Here is a 25,799-nt window from a genome sequence, read left to right as displayed (position 1 = left end):
ATCATCGGGAGGAGAGAATCATGGCAATGACAGGTGTCCTGCGTCCGGGCCACGCGCAGTTGCGCGTGCTCGATCTGGCAGAAAGCGTCAATTTCTATACCAATGTACTCGGTCTGAAGGAAACCGGTCGCGACCGCCAGGGCCGGGTCTATTTCAAGGCCTGGGATGAGCGGGATCACAACAGCTTCATAATCCGCGAGGCCGACAGCGCCGGTATCGACTTCTTCGCGTTCAAGGTCGCCGATCGTGCGACCCTGGACAAGCTGGACTCGGACCTGCGTGCCTACGGCGTTCCGACGGAAAGGATTCCCGCCGGCGAGATGCTGGAGACCGGCGAACGCGTCCGTTTCCAGATCCCGACCGGTCATCTGGTCGAACTCTATGCCGACAAGACCGACGTCGGTAACGGCCAGCCCTATGTCAATCCCGATCCGTGGATCCCGGATACCCGTGGCATTGCCCCGGTACGACTCGATCACTGCCTGCTCTACGGGCCGGACATCGACGGCGTGCACAAGCTCTTCAAGGAGGTGCTGGGCTTCTACCTCGTTGAGCACGTGTTGATGGAAGACGGCAAGACTGATCTCGCGATCTGGCTATCGACCTCGATCAAGGCCCATGACATCGCCTTCGTTCGCCATCCCGAGCCGGGCAAGCTGCACCACGTGTCTTTCCTGCTGGAGAGCTGGGAGCAGGTGTTGCGGGCTGCGGACATCATGTCGATGAACCGCGTCTCTATCGACATCGGGCCGACCCGGCACGGCGTCACACGCGGCACCACGATCTACGCATTCGATCCTTCCGGCAATCGCTTTGAAACCTTCAGCGGGGGCTATCAGAGTTACCCGGACTGGAAGCCGCTGACGTGGACCTGGGATGAAGTTGGGGCGGGCGTGTTCTATCACGACCGGAAGCTCAACGAGCGTTTCCTGTCGGTCGTCTCCTGACCGTGAAGGGGCGGTTCGCGCGATGCTGTTGCGCTGTTTCCTCAGGAGAGGAAATCGGGCGGCAGCTGCCTTATCGCCTCGAGCGTACGCAGGATGTGATCGGTGAGGATGCGGGTTGCCGCCGGGGCGTCGCGAGCGATGGCTGCATCGACGATGGCCTCGTGCTCGGCATGCACGTCCCGGGGAATCGGCTGATTGAAAAGGGACAGGCGACGGTAGCGCTCGGACTGACGATAGAGGATGGTCTGGAAATGACGAAGCCAGCGCGATGGAGAGGCACTGATGAGCACTTCGTGGAAGATGCGATTGCGCATCTCCCATTCTTCGCGGGCAGCCTCGGGACCTTCGAGCTTCTCCTCGGCACGCGAGAGACGGTGGAAGGCGCCGAGGACATCCGCTTCCCAGGCGTCATCACCGAGTTCGATCGACTGGCGCAGCGCCTCGGTTTCGAGCAGCACGCGGGTCCTGGTGATGTCCTCGAAATCGACCAGGGAGATCGGCGCGACGCGAAACCCGCGCTGGCCCTGGGCTACGACAAGCGCATCGGTGATGAGCAACTGGAGGGCTTCCCGCAAGGTGCCGGCGCCCACGTCATAGATGTCTTTGAGATGTTCGACACGCAGCTTTTCGCCGGGACGCCGAACGCCCTCGATGATGTCGCGGCGCAGTCGGCGATAGGCGGTCTCGACGAGGGTTCGGGGTTCTTCCCCATCGACGACGTCATATTTTCTTGTGGCAAGCACTTCGCTCATGGCGATCCTTTAGATACCCGGGTAGGGCAATGATCCGGATCGAATTCTAACGATAAATGCGCGCTGACGGCTGAACCATAAATCTCGAGAAAATGTGTTGACGTCGATAATGTCAACACCTATCGTTTCGCGACAACTTGCAAGGGGTTACACGGCATGTCGGAATTTTCCAATGAAGAGGTAATGAGTACCCAATTGGTCATCGGTTGCGATGCCGCGATGCGTGCGGTTGTCGCGGCGGTCGAGCATGCCCGCGAGCTCGGCGTGAAGATCAACGTCGCTGTCGTCGATTCGGGTGGAAACCTGGCTGGCTTCCTGAGAATGCCCGGGGCTTTCCTGCAGTCCATCGATATCGCCATCGACAAGGCCTATACGGCGGCGGGTTTCGGTTTCTCTACGCGTGACTGGATGAAGGTGATCGGTCATGACGAAGGTATGAAACTGGGGTTTTCCGCCAGACCGAGGCTGGTGGTGTTCGGCGGTGGGCTGCCGATTCGTGTCGATGGTCAGTTGATTGGTGGCATCGGCGTTTCGGGTGCCTCCGAAGAGCAGGACGAAGCTTGTGCCGATGCGGGCCTCGCCGCGATCGGCGCAGTCAGATAAACGAGAACAGCACGGTTTGAGGGACACATGAAAGAGATCAGAAATTTCATCAACGGCGAATTCGTCGCCACCGCCAAAACCTTTGAGAAGCGCTCACCGCTGGACAACCAATTGATCGCCCAGGTGTGTGAAGCGGGGAGGACGGAGGTCGATGCCGCCGTTGCCGCCGCACGCGCCGCGCTCGAGGGGCCGTGGGGGCGCATGACCGTGGCTGAGCGGGTGGACATGCTCTACGCGGTGGCCGACGGCATCAACGCGCGTTTCGACGAATTCCTCGCCGCCGAGTGCGCAGACACCGGCAAGCCGATGAGCCTGGCGCGTCATATCGACATCCCACGCGGCGCCGCCAACTTCAAGATATTTGCCGACGTCATCAAGAACGTTCCGACCGAATTCTTCGAGATGGCGACGCCCGACGGCCGAGGTGCGCTCAACTATTCGCAGCGCCGGCCGGTCGGCGTGGTCGGTGTGATCTGCCCGTGGAACCTGCCGCTGCTGCTGATGACCTGGAAGGTCGGTCCGGCGCTGGCCTGCGGCAACACGGTGGTGGTCAAGCCGTCAGAGGAAACCCCCCAGACCGCGACCCTGCTCGGCGAGGTGATGAACGCGGTCGGTGTTCCCAAGGGCGTCTATAACGTGGTGCATGGTTTCGGGCCGGGTTCCGCCGGCGAGTTCGTCACCACCCACCCGAAGGTCAACGCCATCACTTTCACCGGCGAAACCCGCACCGGCGCAGCAATCATGAAGGCTGCCGCCGACGGCGCGCGGCCGGTGTCGCTCGAGATGGGCGGCAAGAACCCCGCCATCGTCTTTGCCGACTGTGACTTCGATGCGGCCATCGAAGGCACCATGCGTTCGGTATTCGCCAACTGCGGCCAGGTGTGCCTCGGCACCGAACGGGTCTATGTCGAGCGGCCGATCTTCGACAGATTCGTCGCTGCGCTCAAGAAGGGTGCGGAAGGCATGAAGCTGGGCCGTCCGGAGGATGCCGAAACAGCCCTCGGTCCGCTGATTTCGCAGGAGCACAAGCAGAAGGTGCTGTCCTACTACGCCAAGGCGAAGGAACTCGGTGCCACCGTGGTGACCGGTGGTGGCGTACCGGACATGCCGGGCAGTCTGGCCGAGGGTGCCTGGGTCGAGCCGACCATCTGGACCGGCTTGGACGACAACTCGCCGATCGCCCGCGAAGAAGTCTTCGGACCCTGCACGCTGATCCAGCCCTTCGACTCCGAGGACGAAGTGATCCGTCGCGCGAACGATACCGAGTACGGCCTCGCCTGCTCGGTGTGGACCCGCGATCTGACCCGCGCCCACCGCGTGGCGGGACGGATCGAAGCCGGGCTGGTGTGGGTCAACAGCTGGTTTCTGCGCGATCTGCGCACTGCCTTCGGTGGCGCCAAGCAGTCCGGTATCGGACGCGAGGGCGGGGTCCATTCGCTGGAGTTTTATACCGAACTCAAGAACGTGTGCATCAAGCTGTGAGCGCCGCAATGAATGCCACGAGCCCGGAGATCGGCTGCAGCATCGATGCCGCGGGTATCCAGACCAATTATCACGACATCGGAGAAGGCTTCCCGGTGTTGATGATTCACGGCTCCGGGCCGGGGGTGTCGGCCTGGGCCAACTGGCGCTTGGTGATGCCGGAGCTGGCAAAGCGGGCACGGGTGATCGCGCCGGACATGGCGGGTTTCGGCTTCTCGGCCCGGCCCGATGGCTACGACTACACGATGGACAACTGGGTGAGCCAGGCTGTCGGACTACTCGATGCGCTTGGCATCGAACGCACCGACCTGGTCGGCAACTCCTTTGGCGGCGCACTGGCCCTGGCGCTCACCATCCGCCACCCGGAGCGGGTGCGACGGCTGGTGCTGATGGGGAGCGTCGGTGTTCCGTTCGAGATCAGTGTCGGACTCGATGCGGTGTGGGGTTACACCCCGAGCTTCGAGAACATGCGGGCGATCATGGATCTCTTTGCCTGGGACCGCTCGCTGGTCAACGACGAGCTCGCCAAGCTGCGCTTCGAGGCCAGCATCCGGCCCGGCTTCCAGGAATCCTTCTCGGCGATGTTCCCGGCGCCGCGCCAGCGCTGGGTGGACGCAATGGCGAGCCCCGAAGCCGCGATCCGCGCCATCCCGCACGAGACGCTGATCATCCACGGCCGCGATGACCACATCATCCCGCTCGAGACCTCGCTGACCCTGTCGCAGTGGATTTCGCGCTCGCAGCTGCATGTATTCGGCCGTTGCGGACACTGGACGCAGATCGAACATTCGGCGCGCTTTGCGCGTCTCGTGGGTGACTTCCTGGCCGAAGCCTCACCCGAAGAACCCTTGGCACTGAACTGAGAGATGACCATGGACCAGGCCCTGATTACCCGCCTTGGCGACGAACTGTATACCGCACTCACCAGCTGTGAGGTGCTCGATCCACTGACCAATCGCCACCCGGAGATCACCATCGAGGATGCCTATCACATCCAGCAACAGATGCTCTCGCGCCGCCTCGCGGCCGGCGAAAAGGTGGTCGGCAAGAAAATCGGCGTGACCTCCAAGGCCGTCATGAACATGCTCGGCGTGCATCAGCCCGATTTCGGCTGGCTCACCGACGGCATGCTCTACAACGAGGGTGAGGCGATTCCGGCCGACACCCTGATCCAGCCCAAGGCCGAGGGCGAGATCGCCTTCGTGCTCAAGCACGACCTGATGGGCCCCGGTGTCACCGCCGCCGACGTGCTGCGCGCAACCGAAGGCGTGATGGCCTGCTTCGAGATCGTCGATTCGCGGATCCGCGATTGGAAGATCAAGATCCAGGACACCGTCGCGGACAACGCTTCGTGCGGCGTGTTCGTGCTCGGCGATTCGCTGGTGGATCCGCTCAGTGTCGACCTGCTGACCTGCGGCATGGTGATGGAAAAGAACGGCGACATCGTGGTCACGGGTTCGGGGGCCGCGACGCTGGCCTCGCCCCTCAACGCGGTGGCCTGGCTCGCCAACACGCTCGGGCGTCTCGGCATCGGTCTCAAGGCCGGCGAGATCGTGCTTTCCGGTGCGCTGGGTGCAATGGTGCCGGTCGAGGCCGGCGACAACCTGCGGGTCACCATCGGTGGCATCGGCGGTTGCTCGGTGCGCTTCTCCTGAGCGACGAGGTGAGGCGGCGGAGCGAGGAGCCCGGTTTCGGACGTTCTTTCGGCCTTTCGTCTCACCCCTAATTTCTTACGAGGTACGAAACATGAAAATCAAATGTGCCCTGATCGGTCCCGGCAACATCGGCACCGACCTGCTCTACAAGCTCAAGCGCAGCCCGGTGCTCGACCCGGTGTGGATGGTCGGCATCGACGCAACCTCCGAGGGCCTCGCGCGGGCCCGCGAACTGGGCCTCAAGACCACCGCCGAGGGCGTCGACGGCCTGCTGCCGCACGTCAAGGCGGACGGCGTGCAGATTGCCTTCGATGCGACCAGCGCCTATGTCCATGCCGAGAACTCGCGCAAGCTCAACGAGCTGGGTGTGCTCATGATCGATCTCACGCCGGCCGCGGTCGGGCCCTTCTGCGTGCCACCAGTCAACCTCGTCGAACACGTCGGCAAGCGCGAGATGAACGTGAACATGGTCACCTGCGGCGGCCAGGCCACGATCCCGATGGTGGCCGCGGTGTCGCGGGTGCAGCCGGTGGCCTATGGCGAGATCGTCGCCACCGTCTCGAGCAAGTCGGCCGGCCCCGGCACCCGCAAGAACATCGACGAGTTCACCCGCACCACGGCCGGCGCGGTCGAGAAGGTCGGCGGCGCGAAGAAGGGCAAGGCGATCATCATCCTCAACCCGGCCGAGCCGCCGCTGATCATGCGCGACACGGTGCATTGCCTGACCGAGGGCGAACCCGACCAGGCGGCGATCACCGAATCGATCCACGCCATGATCAAGGAAGTGCAGAAGTATGTGCCCGGCTACAAGCTGGTCAATGGCCCGGTGTTCGACGGCAATCGCGTCTCGGTATTCATGGAGGTCGAAGGCCTGGGTGACTACCTGCCCAAGTACGCCGGCAACCTCGACATCATGACCGCGGCGGCTGCACGTACCGCCGAGATGTTCGCCGAGGAAATCCTCAAGGGTGAGCTCACCCTGCAACCCGTTACCGCATAAGGAGGCCGTCATGGATCTCAAAGGCAAGAAGATCACCGTCCACGACATGACCCTGCGCGACGGCATGCATCCGAAGCGTCACCTGATGACGCTCGAGCAGATGAAGAGCATCGCCTGCGGGCTCGACGAAGCGGGCATTCCGCTGATCGAGGTCACCCACGGCGATGGGCTCGGCGGCAGCTCGGTGAACTATGGTTTTCCGGCCCACACCGACGAGGAATACCTGTCCACCGTCATCCCGCTCATGAAGCAGGCCAAGGTGTCGGCCCTGCTGCTGCCCGGCATCGGCACCGTCGATCATCTCAAGATGGCCCACGAGCTGGGGGTGAACACCATCCGCGTGGCGACCCACTGCACCGAAGCGGATGTCTCCGAGCAGCACATCGGCATGGCCCGCAAGCTCGGCATGGACACCGTCGGCTTCCTCATGATGGCGCACATGAACAGCCCCGAAGGGCTGGTCAAGCAGGCCAAGCTGATGGAAGGCTATGGCGCCAACTGCATCTACATCACCGACTCGGCCGGCCACCTGCTGCCCGACACGGTCAAGGCACGGCTCACTGCGGTGCGCGAGGCGCTCAAGCCGGAGACCGAACTGGGCTTCCACGGCCACCACAACCTTGCCATGGGCGTGGCCAACAGCCTCGCGGCGATCGAGGTTGGCGCCACCCGGATCGACGCGGCCGCGGCGGGCCTGGGTGCCGGCGCGGGCAACACGCCGATGGAGGTGTTCATCGCGGTATGCGACCTGATGGGCATCGACACCGGGGTGGACGTCTTCAAGATCCAGGACGTGGCCGAAGACCTGGTGGTGCCGATCATGGATTTCCCGATCCGCATCGACCGGGACGCGCTCACGCTCGGCTATGCCGGGGTGTACGGCTCCTTCCTGCTGTTCGCCAAGCGGGCCGAGAAGAAGTACGGCGTCTCGGCACGCGACATCCTCGTCGAGATGGGCCGGCGCGGCATGGTCGGCGGACAGGAAGACATGATCGAGGACACCGCGATGAACCTGGCGAAGGCCAAGGGAGTGGCGGCATGAAGCTCGACCAGGCCACCATTGCCCGGCTCGCCGAGCACCTCGAGACCTGCGAGCTCGAAGCGCGCGATACGCCGAAGATCACCGACGAATTCCCTGACATGGATTTCGAGGATGCCTACGCGATCCAGGATGCGATCCGCGCCCGCAAGATCGCCCGTGGCAACCGCATCGTCGGCCTCAAGGCCGGGCTTACCTCGCACGCCAAGATGAAGCAGATGGGCGTGACCGAGCCGGTTTTCGGCTTCATGGCCGACTACTACACGGTACCCGAGGGCGGCGAGGTCAAGGTTTCGGAGCTCATTCATCCAAAGGTCGAGCCGGAGATTGCCTTCGTCACCAAGGCGCCGCTGAAAGGGCCGGGTTGCCATATCGGGGCGGTGCTCGCCGCCACCGATTTCGTGCTGCCCGGCATCGAGGTCATCGACAGCCGCTACCGCGACTTCAAGTTCGACCTGAAGAGTGTGGTGGCCGACAACACCTCCGCCGCGCGCTATGTGATTGGTGGCATGGCCCGCCCTGCGAAGGAAGTCGACCTGCGCACGGTCGGTGTAGTGCTCGAGAAGAACGGCGAGCCGGTCGCCTTCGGCGCCGGCGCGGCGGTGCTCGGTCACCCCGCCGCGGCGATCGCGATGCTCGCCAACATGCTCGGCGCGAAGGGTGAGGAGATTCCCGCCGGCACGCTGATCCTGTCCGGCGGCATCACCGAGGCGGTGCCGGTCGCGGCGGGCGACGCGGTCACGCTGCGCGTTCAGGGAATGGGTTCGGTGTCGCTGCGCTTTTGCTGATTGAACGGAATAAAGGAGGGGAAAAATGCCATTTGCACAGATCTACCTGATCGAAGGCCGTACCGAAGAGCAGAAACGGGCGGTCATCCAGAAAGTCACCCAGGCACTCGTCGAGGCGCTCGACGCGCCGCAGGCCAATGTGAGGGTGTGGATCCACGACATGCCCAAGGAGAACTGGGGTATCGCCGGTAGCACGGCCAAGGATCTCGGCCGCTAGCGAATCGCCGCGGCGCAGGCCCGCCGCACACACCTAAAAGAAAAGAAAAGCAGAAGACGCTGCGCCCGCGAGGCGCGGCGGGGGCCTTTTCGCGCCCAAAAAAGGAGGAGATGGTGAATACAAGAAGATTTCAGGCGCCGCTGGCCGCGTGCCTGGCGATCGCCGGTGTCGGGCTGAGCGCGTGCTCCGCCGGCCCGGACATGAGCGCAATCGAGGCCGAAAGAACCCGGCCGGTGCAGCGATATGACACGACGCAGGCACTGGCTGCCAATGGCAAGACCGTGGTTGCCGCCTCGCAGGCGGGGGTTGTGCTGGTTTCCGCGGATCAGGGCAAGACCTGGCGCCGCGAGACTCTCGGGCCGGCGTCCCTGATCGGCATCACGGTGTGCCCGGACGGCAGTTTCCTCGGCGTGGATTTCTATCGCAAGGTGTGGTCGGCTGGCGCGGACGGCAGCGGCTGGAAATCGGCCACGCTCGACAAACCGCGAGTACCGCTCACCGTCGCCTGCGACCGACAGGGCGGTTGGTGGGTGGCCGGCACGCGATCGATGATCGCCCACAGTACGGATCGAGGCGCGAGCTGGACCGTCACCGACATGGGTGAAGACGCGCAGATCACCGGCCTGCAGTTCGTCTCGGACAACTTTGCGATCGCGACTGGCGAGTTCGGCATGGTCCTGGTTTCAGAGGACGGTGGGGCGAACTGGGCGGCCCGCGGCGCCATGCCGGACGAGTTCTACCCCTACGCCGCGCTGTTCACGAGCCCGGAAGAAGGCTTCGTGAGCGGCATCGCCGGGCAGATGCTCCACACCACCGATGGCGGCCTCACCTGGGAAAAGCAGGCGAATGCCGCCGATGTCCCGCTGTACCGGCTCTTCATGCACGACGGCGTGCCCCACGGTGTGGGTGCGGATGGTGTCCTTGCACGGCTCGAGGGTGATACCTGGCGGTCGGTTGCCTATCCGGACCCCATCCCGGCCTTTTTCGCGGCGGGCACGTCCCTGCCTGGTCAATCCGCGATCGTTGCAGGAGGCCCCGGCGGCCTGCTGCGGGTGATCGGCACCAAGTCCGCAAGCGGCGGCTGAGGCGGCAATCATGGTCAATAAATTCAGACATTCCGTTACCCATTCCCTGCATCGCGCGGAGGAGTGGATCTTTGCCAATCCGAAGATCATCCTGTCGATGATCCTCGCGGTGACCATGCTGTTCGCGATGGCGCTGCCCAAGCTCAGGGTCTATTCCGACTTTTCCGATCTGCTGCCGCAGAACCATCCGTACATCAAGGTGTACAACCGGCTGAAGGAAAACTTCGGCGGCGCCAACATGATCATCATGGCGGTGGAGGTGGAGCAGGGCACCATCTTCAACGACCAGACCCTGGCGCTCATTCATCACGCCACCCAGGGCGTCGACAGCCTGCCCGGGGTGAACCACAACCTGGTCTCGAGCCTCACCCACCGCACCGCCCGCAAGAGCTATCTCGACGAACAGGGCGGCTTTGCTTCCAAGGCCTACTACGATCCGCTCAAGGAGACCCGCTCGGTCGCCGAACTCGAGCAGCTCAAGAAGGACGTCATCGCCAACCCGACGATGTACGGCCTGCTGGTGTCGCCCGATCTGAAGGCGGCCTTGATCAAGGCCCAGCTCAACGAGAGCGACATCGACTACAAGGCCACTTTCGATGCGCTCATGAAGGTGCGCAACGATCTTTCCGTACCGGGGCACAAGATCTACGTCACCGGCAACCCGGTGCTCACCGGCTGGGTATATACCTACGTTAACCAGATCGTCGAGATCCTGGCGTGGACGCTGCTCTTGCTGGCGGCCTTGCTGATCGTCTATTTCCGGCGTTTCTACGGTATTGCGCTGCCACTGCTCGGCATCGCCCTGTCGTCGATATGGGGCCTCGGCTTCATGGCCATGGTCGGCATCAATCTCGAGCCGCTGTCCTTGCCGATTCCCTTCCTCATCGCCGCCCGCGCCACATCCCACGGGGTGCAGCTGGTGGCGCGCTATTACGAGGAACTGGCGATCGTGAAGAACGGCAAGCAGGCCGCCCGGAATGCGCTCGACGCACTGTTCCGGCCAGGCTCGCTGGCGATCATCGTCGATGCGGTGGGCATTGCCGTGCTGGTGCTCGGTGCCGCACCGTTCAACCACAAGCTTGGTATCGCCGCCGGTTTCTGGGGCTTCTCGGTGATCTTCACGGTGCACTTCATGGTGCCGCTGGCACTGACGGTGCTGCCGCAGCCGCGCACTACCGAGAACGCCAACCAGGGCATCCGCAATTTCCTCGGCGCGGCCATGGCCCGTACCGGGGGAACCGATGGCGGTGCGCGCTCGATCCTGCTGCTGACCCTCATCGGCGCGGTCGGCGGCATGTACTTCGTCACCAAGGTGCAGCTCGGAGAGTCCGAGCCGGGCTCGCCGCTGTTGCATCGCAACCACGATTACAACATCTCGACGGCGGCGATCAACCATCGTTTCCCGGGCTCGGAAGAACTGCACGTGGTGGCACGTACCGACGAGAAGGGCGGTATCAAGCGGCCCGAGGTGATGGCGGTGATCGAGCGTTTCCAGGCGCACATGCTCTCCGACCCGACCCTTGGCGGCACCAAAGCCTTGCCCGGTGTGGTGCGGGTGGTGAACAAGCTCACCCACAACGACGATCCGCGCTGGATGCAGGTGCCGGATACCGCGGAGGAGATCGGCGGGCTGATGTTCGCCTACCTCGCCTCGAGCCCGATCCCCGGCGCGCTCAAGGAGTTCATCACCTCGAGCGAGGACGAGGCAGACATGGTCTTCTACTACAAGGACCATCAGGCTGTGACGATCAACCGGGTGGTGGCGCTCGCCGAAGAGGGCATCAGGAAGATCGAGGCCGAGGTGCCGGGGCTGCACATCGAGCTGGGTGGCGGCATCATCGGCGTCACGGCGGCCGGTAACCAGGCGCTGCACACCGACCACATGATCATCATCCCAGCGGTGATGGCGCTCGCCTTCCTGCTGGTGATGGTCTATTACAGCTCGCTTCACGCAGGCTGGCTGATGGTCCTGCCGATGCTGTTCTCGACGCTCATGACCTACGCCTACATGGGCGCGGCGAACATCGGCATCAACGTGAATACGGTTCCGGTGATCGCGGTCGGGGTCGGCGTCGGAATCGACTACGCGGTGTACTTCATGGACCGCATCCGCGAGGAATACGCGCGCCTGCATGACATCAAGCAGTCGGTCATCACCGCCGTCGCCACCACCGGTTACGCCGTTTCGTTCACCGCCATCACGCTGATCGCCGGCGTGGTGATGTGGATCTTCATGTCGGACCTGCGCTTCCAGTCGGATGCCGCAGTGCTGCTGTCTTTCATGCTCATCGTCAATGCCATCGCCGCGGTGCTGATCGTGCCCAGCTGGTGCGTGGTGTTCAAACCCAAGTTCGTCACGGCCGCGCACTACGACGAGGACGGCGTACTGGAGGTTGACGACGAGGAGCCGCAGGAAATCGTCGATCGCAAGATCGCGTAGGGGAGGGGGCGGACCATTCGCCCAAAGCTTTTCATAACAAGGAAGGAGACATAGGATGAGGAAGCCAATTGGTATCAGGCCGCCGGCAAGGTCGTGCGCGCTTGCTGTATCGCTCGCGCTCGCGGCGCCCGCCTGGGCGGCCAGCCTGCCCGACATCGGCGGGGAGGACACGCCGTGGAACACCGACGTCACGTACGAGAATCACACCGCGTTTCGTGGCAAGGATGCCACCGGGAAATCGGTCGGTCTGTCGAAGTTCCGCAACACCCTGCAGATCGAGGCCGACAAGAAATTGCGTGCCGGCTGGGGTTTTCACAGCGTGCTGCGCGGCAGCTGGGACGGCGTCTATCGCATGAACAGCGGCCAGTACGGCGACAACGCCGGTGGGCCGATCGAGCTCGGCAACGTGTCCGGTGCGGGCGGCAGTACCACGGTCCCGCACGGCGGCGGCATCGTGAACAATGCTTCCGGCCCTCCGGGGAACGCCTTCGGATTCGACATCAATGCCAACCCGAACGACGGCATGCGTGTGCTCGGCGATCGCTGGCACGGCTACCCGGGGGGCGACGTGGCCTTCGGTGTGCCGGTGCGCCCCTGCGATACCGACAGTCGTGGCTGTCGTGACTTCGGCGGTTATGGCGATCTCGACAAGAGCCAGCTCGAGCTGCCGGAATTCAACGATCGGCTGGATTTCATCCGCGAAGCCTACGTCAAGAACACCATTCCACTTGATGCAGGCAAGTCGATGTTCCTCAAGATCGGCAAGCAGCAGGTGGTGTGGGGGCGTACCGACCTGTTCCGCGTGCTCGACGTGATCAACCCGGTCGACTACTCGCGCAACAACATCTATGACGAGCTGGAGGACATCCGCATCCCGATGTGGATTGCCCAGGCCGAGTACCGCATGGGACCGAGCGAGTCGATGCAGGACCGGAACCTGCAGATCGTCTGGAACTTCGACAAGTTTCGCCCGAACAACCTCGGCCAGTGCGGTTCGCCCAATGTGATCCTCGATGCCGGCTGCTTCTTCCGCGGCATGGCCAACCTGTGGGACAACGGCGGCACGGTGGCGAACTTCGCCGGTGGAAACGTCGCCACCGATTTCGGCCCGAACCAGATCGGCATCCGCAACGTCGACCTGCCCAAGTGGTCGCTCGAAAACACCCAGCTCGGCGTCAAGTTCGAAGGGGTCAGCGAGAGCGGGCTTTCCTTCTCGCTGAATGCGCTGACCTACCGCTCGCAACTGCCGTCGCTGCGCGGTCTGGTCACCGGTCCGACCAATCCCTTCACCGGCGCGCCCAAGACCGCCGCCGAGACCAACCTGATCGCCTTCGACGTGCATTACCCCCGGGTCAACCTGATCGGCGGTTCGCTCGACATGGAGGCCGAGTCGATCGGCGCAGCGGTGCGGATGGAAGGTGCGATGACCTGGGGCGAGGAATTTGCCAACAGCGCGCGCGAACGCCTGTACTCGCGCAACCGCGTGTTCCGTGGCGTGATCGGCGTCGACCGGCCGACCTTCATCCCGTGGATCAACCCGCGTCGTACCACGCTCATTTCGGGCCAGATCTTCTGGCAGCACATCTTCGACCACGAGTACTACGACACCGGGACCCGCACGGCACCCAGCGGCGCGGTCAACGCACTCGGCCCGGTGGGGATGCCGGACTGGAAGGACAACTTCATCGGCACCCTGCTGATCAAGGCTTTCCTCATGAACGACCGCCTGAGCCCCGAGCTGATCATCGCGCGGGACTTCCGCGCCCGTGCCCACACGATTGCGCCGAAGGTCGAGTGGAGCGTCAGCGACGACCTCAAGGTCGAGATCGGCGCCAGCTTCAAGGGTGGTTCCAATTCCGGCGCGCGTTTCGACGACTGCCGCAGCTGCAATCCCTATGCACCCTTCACCGGCCCGTTGACAGACGTTGGCTACTCGGCCGGTCTCGGCAGCTATGAGCCGCTCGGCCGCTTCCGCGCCGGGCCGATCGGCACCGCCATGTACGAAGACGAAGTCTTCTTCAAGCTGCGCTACAAATTCTGATAGAGGAGACAAACACGATGATCCGCAAACTCACAATCGCGCTGGCCGCCGCCGGCCTGGTCGGCAGTGCGCTCGCCGCCACCGAGGCTGACGTCGAGAACACCTTCAATCCCTACAAGAAGGGCTTCCCGAGTGTTCCGGGCATGAGTCCGGGCATGGTGCTCAACAAGGGCAACGTCGATCAGTTCAAGGATGCGCTCGCGGTCGGCATCTACAAGATGATCAAGGACGGTTACTACGAGGTGAAGGTCGGGGCAACGACCCAGTTCGAGATGAACAAGGCCTATGTCGAGGCGACCAGGAAAAACCTCAACACCGCCAAGCTCGGTCCCAAGAATGGCGACATCACCGGTTTCGTGGCCGGACGGCCCTTCCCGGAAGAGCCTGACGCAAAGGATCCGCGCGCGGGTGAAAAGCTCGCCTGGAACTACAAGTACGGCGTGAACTGGGGCGACAACGCGGCCATCTATCCGTTCTTCTGGAAGTACCGCAACATGGAAAGCGGCCAGCTCGAGCGCACCATCAAGATGAACATGCACTTCCTGAACTTCAAGCACCGGGTCCAGGATGCGCCGGTTCCGGAAGTCACGCCCAACCCGTCCGACCTGTTCCGCGCGATCTACGTGAAAGTGCTGGAGCCGCAGGATCTGAAGAACACACAGCTGCTCATCCAGCGCTATGACGACGACCAGAAGCTCGACGATGCGTATCTCTATCTTGGCTTCCAGCGCCGGGTGCGTCGTCTCGCCACCGGGCAGACCACCGATGCCTTCCTCGGCTCCGATCTCATGATCGAGGACTTCGAGGGCTACAACGGCCGCGTCTCCGACATGAAGTGGGCCTACAAGGGCACCAGGAACGTGCTGCTGCCGATGTGGAATCACAACGATCTCAAACTCACCGACGAGTTCAAGGACGACAGCGGCTACAAGTACGTCAACTTCGGCGGCAAGGGCGAATGCTTCTTCGATGGCACCTGGCAGCTGCGCAAGGTCTACGTGGTCGAGGCCACGCCGGTCAATGCCAACCATCCGGTCTCGAAGCGGGTGTTCTACATGGATGCCCAGCTCGGCAACCTCAACGGTGCGGTCGAAGTCTATGACCGCAAGGGAGAGCTGTGGAAGGTGTGGACTGTCGGCAAGAGCCATCCCGATCACCATCTGCCGATCAACAAGGGTTCCGGCATTGGCATTGACGATGCCTTCTCGATGGTCGATGTGCAGAGCAAGCACTGCACCACCGGGCAGTTCAAGGGTCAGGTCGACGTCAAGCTCAACCCGGCTTCGATGTTTCAGGTTCAATACATGCGCGGCGGCGACTGATCGTCGCGACGGCGATGGGGGCCTCGCGGGGTCGCCGTCGCTCATGGCAGGCAACTCCCTCCCCGCCTTGCCGCGGCTCCGCTTGTCGGGGTCGCGGTTTTTTCATGCACGATCCCTTGTCCCCGACATCGTTTCGGGCTCCCAGGGCGCCGCCGGACGCGTCGCCGGCGTCTCCCGGCCTGGCTTCGGGTCGCCTTTGCGCGATGCAGCAAAAAAGCTGTTTTCGGTCGTGACTCTGGTGTAGCGTATGGCACCGGCTCGCCGTGCAGAGCGCGCCCGTCCGGCGAAGCAACCCGGCTTCCAGCCCCGATTGCACCAAGGAATCCGCCATGCCCAATGCCACATCGCCGAAAGCCCCGCCCTTGCCGTCGTTCAAGGCTGATCTGGAACAGAGTTCGGTCTCCGGCCTGTCCTCGGGTGCCTTCATGACCGTCCAGCTGCATCTGGCCCATTCCTCCACCTTTGTCGGCGCCGGAATCATCGCCGGCGGGCCGTTCCGCTGCGCCGAGTCCTTCCGCGCCGCGGCGGCAATTGCCGAGGATGCGTGGACCATGAATGCGCTCTACGTGTGCATGAATCCACTGATTCCGCAGACTGCTCCGAATCCGGGCCGGCTTGCCGAAGTGGCACGCGAGAGCGCGGCGAACGGAGAAATCGATCCGATCGAGAACATTGCCGGACAACGGCTGTACATCTTCACCGGCACGGAAGACAGCGTCGTGTATTCCTCCGTGGTCGACACCACCCGTCGGTTCTACGAGCTGCTGGGCGTGGCGCCGGAGCGGATTCTCTACGAAAACACGGTGCCGGCCGGGCACTCGATCATCACCGACAACCCGGAAGACAACCCGCTCCCGGTGAATCGGCCGCCCTATATCAACAATGGCGGCTTCATGCAGTCGCGGCACATCCTCGAGCATATCTACGGACCCCTCAAGCCGCCCGCCGAGCGTCTGAGCGGACGCATCATCCGCTTCGACCAGACCGAGTTCTTCGATGGCAATCCGCGCGCCAGCATGAGCGATTTCGCCTATGCGTATGTGCCGCGCGCGGTCGAGGAGGGCGCACCGTGCCGGGTACACGTGGCGCTGCACGGCTGCAAGCAGGGCTACAACTATGTGAACTACGTCAACGGCCGGCCCGATCTGGACAACGCGGTGCCCTACGGTAACCGCTACTACACCACCACCGGCTACAACGAGATGGCCGATGCCAATGATCTCGTGATCCTGTATCCACAGGCCCAGGGCGCCGACGACAGCACCACGCAGAATCCCGACGGCTGCTGGGACTGGTGGGGTTACACCAGCGAAACGCCCGGGAATCCCGATTACTATTCGAAAAAGGCCATCCAGATCCAGGCCATCTACCGCATGCTGCAACGCCTCGGCGGTCGTTGATCGCGCTTTTTCGACAGGAGTTCATGGTCATGTTCGATGCATTGATGACGACCGCCGCGGATTCGGTCCGCCAGCTTCAGGAGTTGCAGCGCGCCCAGGCCCGGCTTCTGGCGGGCACGAAAGAGGACAGCGCGAAAGTTGCCGAGCCGGGGCATCCCCTCATGGTTCCATTGGTGCATGCGCAGCGCTACCAGGAGCTGATCGGCGACGCTGCCAGCCGCCAGCTGAGTACCTGGCAGGCGCTGTGGTTCGCCGCATTCAAGCCGGATTTCAACGGCGGCCTTCAGGTCGAAGGGCTGCAGATGCTGGGCGCCGTATTCCAGCGTCTGGCGACCCAGCAGACGCAGTTTCTCCAGGGACTGCAGGATATTGCCAGCGAGGCTTCCCGCGTCGGCAAGGCCAACACCATGTCGAAGCTCATGGAGCAGGAGTATGACGTCTCGGCCCGTTTGGGCGCGCTGCTGGTCGGCCAGGCAAGCGCCCTGCTGGAGCTCATGGAAAGCGTCCAGATCGGCTGTGGCTACATTCTTGCCCAGAAGGCCGGGGCGGACGGTCGGCCCTGAGCCCGTCGAGCGATGACCCGCCGGTGGACCGAGCCGGTCATCAGCCCTGAAGTTTGTCCCGACTGGCGGTAGCCGTCGTTTCGGGCTTGATGACTACAATGGAACGACGCCCATCAGCGAGGAAGCGAGATGATCGTCCTGTTCACCGACTTCGGCGCCGACGATATCTACGTCGGACAGGTCAAGGCCCGATTGTTGCAGACGGCACCGGCGGGAACCGCGATCGTCGACCTCCTGCATGGCGTTCCCGATTTCGATGCGCATGCGGGGGCGCATCTGCTCAGCGCGCTTCACGGGCGTTTTCCGAAAGGCGCGGTCTTTTTTGCGGTGATCGATCCGGGTGTCGGCGGTGAGCGCGGCGCAGCGGTTGTCGAGGCCGATGGGCAGTGGTTCGTGGGACCGGACAACGGGCTGCTGTCGGTGGTGGTGGCGCGCGCGAAGCGCACGCGCCACTGGCGGGTGCGCTGGCGGCCGGATGCCTTGTCAGCCTCGTTTCATGGCCGCGATCTGTTCGCCCCGGTGGCCGCAGGGCTTGCGGGCGGTGTGCTGGAGACGGACTGGCTGGTGCCCAGCGACGGGCTCGACGTCAATTACGGCGCAGAGGATATCGCCCGGATTGTCTATATCGACCACTACGGCAATGCGATGACCGGCCTGCGCTCCGGCAACGTGCCTCATCAGGCCGCGATCGAGGCGGTCGGGCGCAGGCTCGACTGGGCTCGGGTGTTCTCCGAGGTGCCGACCGGCTCGGCCTTCTGGTACGAGAACAGCGTGGGGCTGGTGGAGATCGCGGTCAATCAGGGCAATGCCGCCACCCAGCTCGGGCTGAGCGTGGGCGATGCGGTGTCGATCATCGGCAGCCCCTGACCGCGCCGGGCGCATGGCGCGGTGCTATTGCGCATCGTTGCTGCCGTGGGTCTCGGCAAAGCGCTTTTCAAGCTCGAGACGCAGCGCCTTGCGCGCCGCGGCGGCCTCGAAGCGTCGCTTTTCCTTGGGGCTGAAGGGACGCAGCGGGGGCACCTGCACCGGCTTGCCTTCGTCGTCGACCGCAACCATGGTGAAGAAGCAGCTGTTGGCGTGGCGTACCTCCTGGGTGCGGATGTTCTCCGCGACCACGCGGATGCCGATTTCCATCGACGATTTGCCGGTGTAATTGACGCTGGCCATGAAGGTGACGAGTTCGCCGACCATGATCGGCTGGCGGAACATCACCTGATCGACCGACAGGGTCACCACGTAGCGCGCCGCGTAGCGGCTCCCGCAGGCGTAGGCGACCTGATCGAGCAGGCGCAGAATCGCGCCGCCGTGGACCTTGCCCGAAAAATTCGCCATTTCGGGCGTCATCAGGACGGTCATCGTGAGTTGGTGTGCCGGGAGGTCCATGATCCTTGTCTTCCGTTTCTTCGCCTGCGCGACCCGTCGGGCCGCGCGGTCTTGTGTTGTGAGCTGGGCCGGGGCGTTTTAAGCGGGACGGCGGCCCGTGTGGTGGGCGTATTCTGCGGCTTCAGGCTTTCATTTTCCATGCAATCCTGAAGACCGGAACGCCGCCGACGCGTGCGGAGAGTCTCGACGAGGCCGAGCACGCCAAGACCGATCCGCGGCACATGAGTGATGAGCGAGGCGAGGTTGAAGCAGAGGGGCGATGGGGCGCTCGAACTGGGGGGCGGGGTGCCGTGTTGGCGGAACGGGCCGGTTTGTTTCGCACGGTCGCTGACGCACGTCCGCCGAGCGGTCGCTGCGCCCTGCTGATGGGTTCGGCAGGGCGGGTGGGCGCCATCCCGTGCCCAAGCGCCGGCGAATGGGGATATCGGTTCAGCGCGCCGACCGTGTCGTCGGGGCTCGATGCGGCTACCGAAGGATTGCTCCCGCGGCTCTGGTTGAGTCGCTTCGCCTCGCGGACCGGATCCGGCGCCGTCAACTTTTGCGCCGAAGCGACGTTGATGTTGCATTGCATCAAAAAACGTGAAGGACAATGAGTCGATCCAGTGGGCAGAACGGCGGTACCGGCAAACTGATCCTTGGCGCGATCGGGGTGGTCTATGGCGACATTGGCACCAGCCCGCTGTACGCGATCAAGGAGACCTTCGGAGGGCATCATCCGCTGACCGTCGATGCCGGCAGCGTGATGGGTGTGCTCTCGCTGATGTTCTGGACGGTGATGCTGCTGGTCTCGATCAAGTACGTGGCGATCATGATGCGCGCCGACAACCGCGGCGAGGGCGGTTCGCTGGCGCTGCTTGCGCTGGTGAGTTCGCTGACCGCCGCGAAGCCGCGGCTGCGCTGGGGGGTGACCATGCTCGGCATCTGCGCCGCGGCCCTGTTCTACGGCGACAGCATGATCACCCCGGCCATCTCGGTACTGTCTGCGGTGGAGGGACTCGAGCTGATCGCGCCGGCCGCCGAGCACTACGTCATTCCGATCGCAGCAATGATCCTGACCATCCTGTTTGCCGTTCAGCGGCGGGGTACCGGCGCGGTGGGGCTGGCCTTCGGGCCGATCATGGTGACCTGGTTCGCGGTGCTGGCGGTGCTGGGCGGTATCGAGATCTACACCGAGCCGCAGGTGCTGCTGGCGGTCAATCCGGCCTACGCGCTGGCCTTCGTGTCCGCCGAGCCGCTCATGGCCTTCCTTGCGCTGGGCACCATCGTCCTTGCCGTCACCGGCGGTGAAGCCCTGTATACGGACATGGGGCACTTCGGCCGCTTTCCCATCCGGGTGAGCTGGTTCGGGCTGGTGATGCCGGCACTGATGATCAACTATTTCGGCCAGGGCGCACTGCTGCTCGGGGAACCTGCGGCGGTCGATAATCCGTTCTACCGGCTGGTGCCCGAATGGGGCCAGCTGCCGATGATTCTGCTGGCCACGATGGCCACCGTGATCGCCTCGCAGGCGGTCATCTCCGGCGCCTTCTCGGTGGCGCGGCAGGCCATTCAGATGGGGCTGTTGCCGCGCATGAAGTTGCGCCAGACCTCGAGCGAGGAGCAGGGCCAGATCTACTGCGGTTTCACCAACTGGAGCATCTACATCGCCGTCATGGCATTGGTGGTCGGCTTCGGCAACTCGAGCGATCTGGCTGCGGCCTACGGTATCGCGGTGACCGGCACGATGCTGATCGACACCATCCTCGTCGGCTTCGTCATCGTGCTGATGTGGAAGTGGCCCAAACCCCTGGCCCTTGCATTGCTGGCCGTGTTCTTCCTTGCAGACCTCGCGTACTTTTCGGCGAACGCGCTGAAGATTCCGCAGGGCGGCTGGTTCCCGCTGGCGATCGGGGCACTGTCCTTCACCGTGTTGACCACCTGGCGCAAGGGTCGCATGCAGATCTTCGATGAACTCGAGGCACAGAGCATCCCGCTCGAGGTGCTGATCAAGGGCATGGTGGCGGATGTTCACAGGGTCGAGGGCACGGCGGTGTTCATGACCAGCCATACCCAGGGCGCGCCGTCCGCGTTGTTGCACAACCTGAAGCACAACCAGGTGCTCCACCAGCGCAACGTGCTGCTTACGGTCAAGGTGTCGGAGCGGCCGCATGTACTCGAGCACGAACGGGTCCGCATCGAGCCGCTCAGTGAAGGCTTCTATCGTGTCATCGTCAATTACGGCTTCATGGATGCGCCGGACGTGCCTTCCGCCCTGGCGCTGTGTGCGCCGCGCGGCCTCAAGTTCGACATGATGAGCACCTCTTTCTTCGTTTCGCGGGAGACCGTGATCCCGAGTCCCAAGATCGGCATGGTGCAGTGGCGCGAGCGGCTGTTCGCATGGATGTCGCGCAATGCGATGAGTGCCACCGACTACTTCCATATTCCGACCAATCGTGTGGTCGAGCTGGGCACGCAGATCGAGATATAGACGGGGATGACCGCCCGGCGAGATCGCCGATGCGTACTTGCGGTAACAAATGCGCTTGCCTTGGTCCGCCCATTGTCCCGGTCAGGGACTAGAATCGGCCGATGGACAAAGGAGGTGCACATGAACAATGGACGCAATCGTGGGTGCGGGGCGGTATTGGCGGTGATCCTGTCCATGGGGCTGGCGTCTGCGCCCGCTCTGGCCGACAAACCGGACTGGGCGGGCAATGGCAAGCACGAGCAGAAATCCCATGCCAAGAGCGACAGACATGACCGGCAGGGTTATCGAGATGATCGCCGTGAGGCCGGTGGGTACGACCGGGGCGACGACCGGCTGATGCGCCACTACTTCACCGACCGTCATCGGCACCTGGTGAGTCGCTATTACGAGGACGAGTTCCGTTCGGGACATTGTCCGCCGGGCCTCGCCAAGAAGCGCAACGGCTGTCTGCCGCCCGGGCAGGCCAGGAAATGGCAGATTGGCCGCCCCTTGCCGCGCGACGTGGTCTATTACGACCCGCCGGCAGCCATCGTCGTTGAACTCGGGGTGCCACCGGCAATGCATCGCTACGTCCGTGTCGGTGCCGATATCCTGTTGATCGCGATCGGTACCGGGATGGTGGTCGATGCCATCCAGGATCTGGGACGGATGTAGCATCCCGCGCGCCGAGGTCCGCACAACGAACCCCGCGGGTGTCTTGCGGGGTTTTTTCATTCCGGTGGAGCGGACCGCCCGGAAACGGTCGGGTGTACTCGGCCCGCGGTCGAAGCCGAACCTATCCGGACCGGCTAACGCTGCCCCGCATTTTTCCGGGCCTGGCCTTCGACGAGCCGCACAAGCTTGAGCGCCGGCGCCTCGATCTTCTCCGTGGGGACCGCCGCAAAACCGAGGTTCATGCCGTACAGACGGTTGTCGGGGTCGATCGAATACATCGACAGCGGCCGGAACACCACTGCCTGCTGCAAGGCCTCGGCGGCGAGCTGGACGTCGTCCAGCTGCAGGTTGAAGCGCACCGGCAGGTGCAGTCCGGCGGATCCGCCAAACGGTGTGGCGAGCTCTCCCAGATGGGAGGAGAGCACTTCACGCAGGCGGTCGCGCCGCTCTTCGTAGATGCCGCGCATGCGCCGGATGTGCGTGGTGAAATGGCCGGCGTCGATGAATTCGGCGAGCGCGGCCTGCTCGAGCATGCGACCCTCGCGGTAGAGTTCCGCGTTGCCGGTGATGAAGGCCTCCACAAGATCTTCGGGCACCACCAGATAGGCGAGGCGCAGCCCCGGATACATCACCTTGCTGAAAGTACCGACATAGATCACGCGCTGCGCCGCCGATAATCCGAACAGCGAGGCGACCGGGTGACTGTGGTAGCGGATCTCGTTGTCATAGTCGTCCTCGATGATCCAGATGCGGTTCTTCTCGGCGTATTCGAGCAGCCTCAGTCGTCGCTCGAGCGACAGCACCGCACCGGTGGGGTACTGGGAGGAAGGCGAGACGAAGATCATCCGTGGAGGCTCGCTCCAGTCGTTGTCGCGCGGTGCAATGCCCTGCGCGTCGACCGGGATCGGTTTGATCTCGAGATCGGCGGCGGTCATGACGTTTCGCGCGCCCCAATAACCGGGGTCTTCCATCCACGCCTTGTCACCCGCGTCGCCGAGCATGCGCGCACATAGATCGAGGGCCTGGTGGGAGCCGTTGAGGATCATGATCTGTTGCGGCGAGCAGGCCATCATGCGGGTCACGCGCAGGTAGTCGGCCAGCACCGCCTTGAGCGGACCGTAACCGCCGTAGCCGTACTGGGCGAGGTGGCGCTGCTCGTGACGCATCTGCTTGCTGACCAGACGCCGCCAGGTTTCGAACGGGAAATGGGTCACATCGGGAATGCCCGGCATGAAGGCCCCGGCCTGAACGCGACTGGACAAGGCGCTCGAGGCGACCCGGTTTCCGCGCCGCGACAAACCTTCCTGCCGCGTGCCGATCATGCGTTTCGGGCGCACCGGTACCGCGGTGTTGCCGATTGCCTCGGAGACGAAGGTGCCGGATCCGGTCTTGCTTTCGAGGTAGCCCTCGACCAGTAACTGGTCATAGGCGCGGACCACCGTATTGCGCCCGATGCCCAGTTCTGCGGCGAGTTGGCGGCTTGCCGGCAGGGCGGTGCCGGGGTCCAGGCGGTGCTCGAGAATCGCCTGCCGAATCGTCAGATAGAGCTGCGCGCGTGTTCCGCCGGAAGCCGGCTGGCGGCCGAAGGACTGAACGATGAGTTCGCAACTGAGCCGGGTATCCATTGCGCCGCACCATAAATTGGACCCAGCTATTTTATAGAAATTGGTTCAGCGGGAAGCCGATTTATTGCATAGCATGTATTCAACGCAGCGGTTCAATGCAAGGGAGTCGGGATGAACGAGTCGGTCGGCGGGCAGGAAGCGGTCCATGTGAGCTTCCGCAATGTGCAGAAAACCTACGATGGCGAAACGCTGATCGTTCGGGATCTCAATCTCGACATCCAGCGTGGAGAGTTCCTCACCTTGTTGGGGCCGTCCGGCTCCGGCAAGACCACCTGCCTGATGATGCTGGCCGGCTTCGAGACCCCCACTGGCGGGGAGATTCGTCTCGATGGCAACGTCATCAACCGTCTGCCGCCGCACAAGCGCAACATCGGCATGGTGTTCCAGAACTACGCGCTGTTTCCGCACATGACGGTGCTCGAGAATCTGCGCTTCCCGCTCAAGGCGCGCAAGCTGCCCGCCGCCGATTGCGATGCAAAGGCCCGCCGGGCGCTGGACATGGTGCAGCTTGGCGCCTTCGGCAACCGCTATCCGCAGCAGCTCTCGGGTGGTCAGCAGCAGCGCATCGCGCTGGCCCGGGCGCTGGTCTTCGAGCCGCAGCTGGTGCTCATGGACGAACCGCTCGGCGCGCTCGACAAGAACCTGCGCGAGCAGATGCAGATCGAGATCAAGCACATCCAGCAGAGCCTCGGTGTGACCGTGGTGTTCGTCACCCACGACCAGAGCGAGGCGCTCACCATGTCGGACCGCATCGCGGTGTTCGACAAAGGCATCATCCAGCAGATCGATTCCGCCGAGCGGCTCTACGAAGAGCCGACGAACTCCTTCGTGGCCAACTTCATCGGCGAGAACAACGCGCTGGCCGGCACGGTGACCGAAATCCAGGGGAGCGAATGCGAGGTCCGTCTCGATTGCGGCACGCCGATCCGTGCGCGCACCGGCAACGTCGCGATGGGCGAGCGCACCCTGGTGTCGGTGCGGCCCGAGCGCGTCATGCTCGATGCGGATGGCGACAACTCGGTCAATCGTCTCGATGCCCGCGTCGAGGAACTCATCTACCTCGGTGATCAGGTGCGCATCCGCGTCGACCTTTGCGGCAACAGCAACTTCACCATCAAGACCCCGATTTCCCGGCTCGATCATTCGATGCGCCGCGGCGATTCGATCCGTGTCGGCATCGATGCCGCGCATGTGCGCGCACTCGATCCGATACAGACGGCCTGACATCTCCACCACCCACACCCAAGACAACCGCAGGAGTCCGCTTCATGAAGCTCGATAAATCCTTCGTCCGTAGCGTCATCGCCGTCGCCGCGATGGCTGTCGCCGGCAGCGCTGCCGCAGACATCACCGTCATCTCGTTTGGTGGCGCCAACCAGAAGGCGCAGGCCAAGGCCTTCTACGCGCCCTTCGACAAGAGTGGCCAGGGCAAGGTCGTGCCCGGCGAATACAACGGCGAACAGGCCAAGATCAAGGCCATGGTCGAAGCCAGCAACGTGACCTGGGACGTGGTCGAGGTCGAATCGCCCGAGCTGGTGCGTGGCTGCGAAGAAGGTCTCTACGAGAAGCTCGATTACAGCAGGATCGGACCCAAGAGCGATTTCCTGCCCAAGGCTGTGTCCGACTGCGGCATCGGCATCTTCGTGTGGTCCACCGCCATCGCCTATAACGCCGACAAGCTCAAGACCGCGCCGACCTCCTGGGCAGACTTCTGGGACGTGAAGAAATTCCCGGGCAAGCGCGGCCTGCGCAAGGGTGCCAAGTTCACCCTCGAATTCGCGCTGATGGCCGACGGTGTCGCGCCCGCCGATGTGTACAAGGTGCTCGGTACCAAGGCCGGTGTGGAGCGCGCGTTCAAGAAGCTCGACGAACTCAAGCCCAGCATCCAGTGGTGGGAAGCGGGCGCCCAGCCGCCGCAGCTGCTCGCCTCGGGCGACGTGGTCATGAGCTCGGTGTACAACGGCCGCATCGCTGCAGCACAGAAGGAAGGCAAGAACCTCAAGGTGGTCTGGAACGGCAGCATCTACGACGTCGATTCGTGGGCCATCCCCAAGGGCACTCCCAAGCGTGACGAGGCCTACAAGTTCGTCAAGTTCGCCAGCCAGCCCGAGAATCAGCGCGTGTTCGCCGGAGAGATTCCGTACGGCCCGACGCATCTGAAAGGCATCAACGGCATCGATGCCAAGATTGCCGCCGATCTGCCGACCGCACCCCAGAACCTCAAGGGCGCGCTGGCCAGCAACACCGAGTTCTGGGTCGAGAACGGCGAGGATCTCGAGCAGCGCTTCAACGCATGGGCCGCGCGCTGAGCTGATCGGACCTTTCGTGCGCCGGGC

The 25,799-nt window shown here is 63.5% G+C and carries 23 protein-coding genes; 20 read left to right on the top strand and 3 right to left on the bottom strand.

Annotated features, from left to right (window positions below):
* Nucleotides 1-20: 20 nt before the first annotated feature.
* Entirely contained in the window at nt 21-947 is a 927-nt protein-coding gene (locus GQB03_RS07155; RefSeq protein WP_159686642.1) for a catechol 2,3-dioxygenase, read from the top strand.
* 41 nt (nt 948-988) lie between these two features.
* Here the strand turns inward: GQB03_RS07155 and GQB03_RS07150 are convergent, their stop codons facing one another.
* Nucleotides 989-1,699, bottom strand: coding sequence for an FCD domain-containing protein (locus GQB03_RS07150; RefSeq protein ID WP_159686639.1), 711 nt, complete (start codon nt 1,697-1,699; stop codon nt 989-991).
* Between the two features lie 183 nt (nt 1,700-1,882).
* On the opposite strand from GQB03_RS07150, the gene GQB03_RS07145 reads away from it, so the two are divergent.
* The 15 genes from GQB03_RS07145 (at nt 1,883) to GQB03_RS07075 (ending at nt 18,201) form a co-directional block, all read left to right on the top strand.
* Nucleotides 1,883-2,302 carry a GlcG/HbpS family heme-binding protein gene (locus tag GQB03_RS07145; protein ID WP_159686636.1) on the top strand — a complete coding sequence of 140 codons (420 nt, stop codon included), beginning with the start codon at nt 1,883-1,885 and terminating at the stop codon, nt 2,300-2,302.
* 27 nt (nt 2,303-2,329) lie between these two features.
* Nucleotides 2,330-3,784, top strand: coding sequence for a 2-hydroxymuconic semialdehyde dehydrogenase (locus GQB03_RS07140; RefSeq protein WP_159686633.1), 1,455 nt, complete (start codon nt 2,330-2,332; stop codon nt 3,782-3,784).
* A gap of 8 nt (nt 3,785-3,792) precedes the next feature.
* Complete coding sequence (locus GQB03_RS07135) at nt 3,793-4,647, top strand: alpha/beta fold hydrolase (protein ID WP_159686630.1); 855 nt, start codon at nt 3,793-3,795, stop codon at nt 4,645-4,647.
* Between the two features lie 9 nt (nt 4,648-4,656).
* The gene (dmpE, locus tag GQB03_RS07130) at nt 4,657-5,439 is read left to right on the top strand and encodes a 2-oxopent-4-enoate hydratase (RefSeq protein WP_159686627.1); all 783 of its coding nucleotides are present in this window, start codon (nt 4,657-4,659) and stop codon (nt 5,437-5,439) included.
* Between the two features lie 91 nt (nt 5,440-5,530).
* Nucleotides 5,531-6,439 carry an acetaldehyde dehydrogenase (acetylating) gene (locus GQB03_RS07125; RefSeq protein WP_159686624.1) on the top strand — a complete coding sequence of 303 codons (909 nt, stop codon included), beginning with the start codon at nt 5,531-5,533 and terminating at the stop codon, nt 6,437-6,439.
* 10 nt (nt 6,440-6,449) lie between these two features.
* Nucleotides 6,450-7,481, top strand: a complete 1,032-nt coding sequence (gene dmpG, locus GQB03_RS07120; protein ID WP_159686621.1) for a 4-hydroxy-2-oxovalerate aldolase — start codon at nt 6,450-6,452, stop codon at nt 7,479-7,481.
* Nucleotides 7,478-8,266, top strand: a complete 789-nt coding sequence (gene dmpH, locus GQB03_RS07115) for a 2-oxo-3-hexenedioate decarboxylase (RefSeq protein ID WP_159686618.1) — start codon at nt 7,478-7,480, stop codon at nt 8,264-8,266. The genes dmpG and dmpH overlap by 4 nt, the downstream gene beginning before the upstream one ends.
* A gap of 25 nt (nt 8,267-8,291) precedes the next feature.
* Entirely contained in the window at nt 8,292-8,483 is a 192-nt protein-coding gene (locus GQB03_RS07110) for a 2-hydroxymuconate tautomerase (RefSeq protein WP_159686615.1), read from the top strand.
* A gap of 113 nt (nt 8,484-8,596) precedes the next feature.
* Entirely contained in the window at nt 8,597-9,568 is a 972-nt protein-coding gene (locus tag GQB03_RS07105) for a WD40/YVTN/BNR-like repeat-containing protein (RefSeq protein ID WP_159686612.1), read from the top strand.
* 10 nt (nt 9,569-9,578) lie between these two features.
* Nucleotides 9,579-12,008, top strand: a complete 2,430-nt coding sequence (locus tag GQB03_RS07100; RefSeq protein ID WP_159686609.1) for an efflux RND transporter permease subunit — start codon at nt 9,579-9,581, stop codon at nt 12,006-12,008.
* Between the two features lie 55 nt (nt 12,009-12,063).
* Nucleotides 12,064-14,049 carry a DUF1302 family protein gene (locus GQB03_RS07095; RefSeq protein WP_159686606.1) on the top strand — a complete coding sequence of 662 codons (1,986 nt, stop codon included), beginning with the start codon at nt 12,064-12,066 and terminating at the stop codon, nt 14,047-14,049.
* Between the two features lie 17 nt (nt 14,050-14,066).
* Nucleotides 14,067-15,371: a DUF1329 domain-containing protein gene (locus tag GQB03_RS07090; RefSeq protein ID WP_159686603.1), complete on the top strand. Its 1,305-nt coding sequence runs from the start codon at nt 14,067-14,069 to the stop codon at nt 15,369-15,371.
* A gap of 329 nt (nt 15,372-15,700) precedes the next feature.
* Nucleotides 15,701-16,771 carry an extracellular catalytic domain type 2 short-chain-length polyhydroxyalkanoate depolymerase gene (locus GQB03_RS07085; protein WP_159686600.1) on the top strand — a complete coding sequence of 357 codons (1,071 nt, stop codon included), beginning with the start codon at nt 15,701-15,703 and terminating at the stop codon, nt 16,769-16,771.
* Between the two features lie 29 nt (nt 16,772-16,800).
* Nucleotides 16,801-17,334 (top strand): hypothetical protein, encoded by a 534-nt coding sequence (locus tag GQB03_RS07080; protein ID WP_159686597.1) that lies wholly within the window; start codon nt 16,801-16,803, stop codon nt 17,332-17,334.
* 129 nt (nt 17,335-17,463) lie between these two features.
* Complete coding sequence (locus tag GQB03_RS07075) at nt 17,464-18,201, top strand: SAM hydrolase/SAM-dependent halogenase family protein (protein WP_159686594.1); 738 nt, start codon at nt 17,464-17,466, stop codon at nt 18,199-18,201.
* 24 nt (nt 18,202-18,225) lie between these two features.
* Here GQB03_RS07075 and GQB03_RS07070 read toward each other — a convergent pair whose 3' ends face one another.
* Entirely contained in the window at nt 18,226-18,717 is a 492-nt protein-coding gene (locus GQB03_RS07070; protein ID WP_159686591.1) for an acyl-CoA thioesterase, read from the bottom strand.
* 589 nt (nt 18,718-19,306) lie between these two features.
* Between GQB03_RS07070 and GQB03_RS07065 the strand changes: the two genes are divergently transcribed.
* Both GQB03_RS07065 and GQB03_RS07060 read left to right on the top strand, forming a co-directional pair.
* On the top strand, nt 19,307-21,184 hold the full coding sequence (locus GQB03_RS07065; protein WP_159686589.1) for a potassium transporter Kup: 1,878 nt from the start codon (nt 19,307-19,309) through the stop codon (nt 21,182-21,184).
* A gap of 120 nt (nt 21,185-21,304) precedes the next feature.
* A complete protein-coding gene (locus GQB03_RS07060; RefSeq protein WP_159686586.1) occupies nt 21,305-21,838 on the top strand; it encodes a hypothetical protein in 534 nt (177 codons plus the stop codon).
* Nucleotides 21,839-21,972: 134 nt separating this feature from the next.
* Here the strand turns inward: GQB03_RS07060 and pdxR are convergent, their stop codons facing one another.
* On the bottom strand, nt 21,973-23,463 hold the full coding sequence (gene pdxR, locus GQB03_RS07055) for a MocR-like pyridoxine biosynthesis transcription factor PdxR (RefSeq protein ID WP_159686583.1): 1,491 nt from the start codon (nt 23,461-23,463) through the stop codon (nt 21,973-21,975).
* A 111-nt stretch (nt 23,464-23,574) separates the two neighbouring features.
* Between pdxR and GQB03_RS07050 the strand changes: the two genes are divergently transcribed.
* Both GQB03_RS07050 and GQB03_RS07045 read left to right on the top strand, forming a co-directional pair.
* Nucleotides 23,575-24,687, top strand: coding sequence for an ABC transporter ATP-binding protein (locus GQB03_RS07050; protein ID WP_159686581.1), 1,113 nt, complete (start codon nt 23,575-23,577; stop codon nt 24,685-24,687).
* A gap of 44 nt (nt 24,688-24,731) precedes the next feature.
* Nucleotides 24,732-25,772: an ABC transporter substrate-binding protein gene (locus tag GQB03_RS07045; RefSeq protein WP_159686578.1), complete on the top strand. Its 1,041-nt coding sequence runs from the start codon at nt 24,732-24,734 to the stop codon at nt 25,770-25,772.
* Nucleotides 25,773-25,799 lie beyond the last annotated feature (27 nt).

Origin of the sequence: Cognatazoarcus halotolerans (assembly GCF_009800965.1) — a bacterium.
GTDB lineage: Bacteria > Pseudomonadota > Gammaproteobacteria > Burkholderiales > Rhodocyclaceae > Cognatazoarcus > Cognatazoarcus halotolerans.
This window is presented reverse-complemented; position numbering and strand designations above follow the sequence as displayed.